This is a genomic window from Embleya sp. NPDC059213 (genome assembly GCF_042754445.1).
GTDB lineage: Bacteria > Actinomycetota > Actinomycetes > Streptomycetales > Streptomycetaceae > Embleya.
Genome location: NZ_JBHZAV010000401.1, coordinates 1 through 2016, shown reverse-complemented (window position 1 = coordinate 2016; position 2016 = coordinate 1). Strand labels below are relative to the sequence as shown.

The following is a 2016-nucleotide window of genomic DNA, read 5'->3' as shown; positions in this document are numbered from 1 at the left end:
GCCCCCGGTCAGTCCGTGCGTCCCGGCAACCGGTCCGGGATGGGGGCGAGGTCGAGGCCGGCGGGCAGGGTGCCGAAGGTCAGGCCGCGTTCGGGGGTCAGTCGGGAGGCGCAGAAGGCGTCGGCGACGGCGGTCGGCGCGTGCCGGACGAGCAGGGAGCCCTGGAGGACCAGGGCCATGGATTCGGCCAGCCGGCGGGCCTGCGGTTCGAGGTCCCGGGTCGGTACCAGTTCGTCGCGGAGCGCCCGCCAGGCGGTGTCCAGGCGGCTGTCGGCACCGGACGCGGCGTCGATTTCGGCGGCGAACGCGGCGAGCGACTCGGGTTCGCGGTGCAGGGTGCGCAGGACGTCCAGGGCCTGGACGTTGCCGGAGCCCTCCCAGATGCCGTTGAGCGGCGCGTCACGGTAGAGCCTGGGCAGGCCCGAGGCTTCGTCGTAGCCGTTGCCGCCCAGGCATTCCAGCGCCTCGACGACGGCCGCGGGCTGGCGCTTGCACACCCAATACTTGGCCACCGCGATGGCCGTGCGCAGGAAGGCGCGTTCGTGCGTGTCGCCGCGTCGGGACCGGTCGACGGCGCCCGCGAGGCGCAGCGCGAGCGTGCTCGCGGCCTCCGACTCCACGCCCAGGTCGGCGATCACGTTGCGCATCAGCGGCTGGTCGATCAGCTTGCGGTCGAACACCGAGCGGTGCCGCACGTGGTGGGCGGCCTGGGCGAGGGCGGCCCGGGTGCCGGACGCGGAGCCGAGCACGCAGTCGAGCCGGGTCATGGTGACCATGTCGATGATGGTGCGCACGCCGTGGCCCTCGGCGCCGACCAACCACGCGATGGTGTCGTCGAACTCGGGTTCGCTGCTGGCGTTGCTGCGGTTGCCGAGCTTGTCCTTGAGGCGCTGGATGCGGAAGGTGTTGCGGCTGCCGTCCGGGAGCACCCGGGGCACCAGGAAGCAGGACAGGCCCCCGGGCGCCTGCGCGAGCACCAGGAACAGGTCGTTCATCGGGGCGCTGGTGAACCACTTGTGGCCGCGCAACCGCCAGGTGCCGTCGGCGTGTTCGGTGGCGGTCGTGGTGTTGGCGCGGACGTCGGTGCCGCCCTGCTTCTCGGTCATGCCCATGCCGGCGAGCAGGCCGCGCTTGGCCGCGGGCGCGCGCAGGCCCGGATCGTAATCGCGGCTGGTGAGCAACGGCTCGTAGAGCGCGGCCAGTTCGGGGGTGGCGCGGAGCGCGGGCACGATCGCGTAGGTCATCGAGACGGGGCAACCGTGCCCGGCCTCGGCGGTGGTCCACACCATGAATCCGGCCGCGCGGGCCACGTGCGCGCCCGGGCGCGGATCCGCCCAGGGGGCCCCGGCCAGGCCCTCGCGGACCGCGACGTCCAGCAAGTGATGGTAGGCGGGGTGGAATTCGACCTCGTCGATGCGGTTGCCGTAGCGGTCGTGCGTGCGCAGTTCCGGCTCGCAGCGGTTGGCCTGCTCCGCCCAGCGCTGCACCTCCTCGCTGCCCGCGAGCCGGCCGACCCGGTGCAGGTCCGCCTCGTACCACTGGGCACCCTCGCGTGCGATGCCCTCCAGCAGCACCGGATCGTCGGCGACGTCGTGTCCGACCAGCGGTGGGGCCTGGTTGCTCACCTCGTGGGTGCGCGCCGTGGGGTTGCTGCGCGGCGCGGGCGTTGCGGTCACGGGCATCGGGAACCTCCTGGATCGATCGGACGTGCGTCGACGCGGGCGCCCGCGCAGCGCAGGGACATCGCGGTCAATGCGGCCACGAGGTCCTCGACGGCCTCCTCGGCCGGTGCGGCCAGTGGGTCGATCAGCACCTCGCCGATGGCGCCGGTGAGGGCGGCGGCGGTGACCTCCGGGTCCTGGGCCGGCATCAGGCCGGCGGCCATGCCCTCGCGGACCACCTGCGCGAAGAGGTCCCGGTAGCGGCGGCGGAACTCCAGTCGTTGCTCGCCCACGGCGGGTTCGGCGGGTGCGGCCCGCAGTGCGGAGGCCAGCCCGCCGCGTTCCAGGGCGCCGC

The 2016-nt window shown here is 73.9% G+C and carries 1 protein-coding gene and 1 pseudogene; both read right to left on the bottom strand.

What is annotated here, in order from left to right; genetic code table 11:
- Window positions 1-8: 8 nt before the first annotated feature.
- Entirely contained in the window at window positions 9-1682 is a 1674-nt protein-coding gene (locus ACFXMF_RS47620) for an acyl-CoA dehydrogenase family protein (protein WP_380021336.1), read from the bottom strand.
- Window positions 1673-2016: pseudogene (locus ACFXMF_RS47615) on the bottom strand (TetR/AcrR family transcriptional regulator); the annotation flags it as partial. The gene ACFXMF_RS47620 and the pseudogene ACFXMF_RS47615, both read right to left, overlap by 10 nt.

Bases quoted from the DNA above. Each gene is read 5' to 3' on its own strand.
- ACFXMF_RS47620 (WP_380021336.1), bottom strand. From the start codon at position 1,682: ATGCCCGTGACCGCAACGCCCGCGCCGCGCAGCAACCCCACGGCGCGC.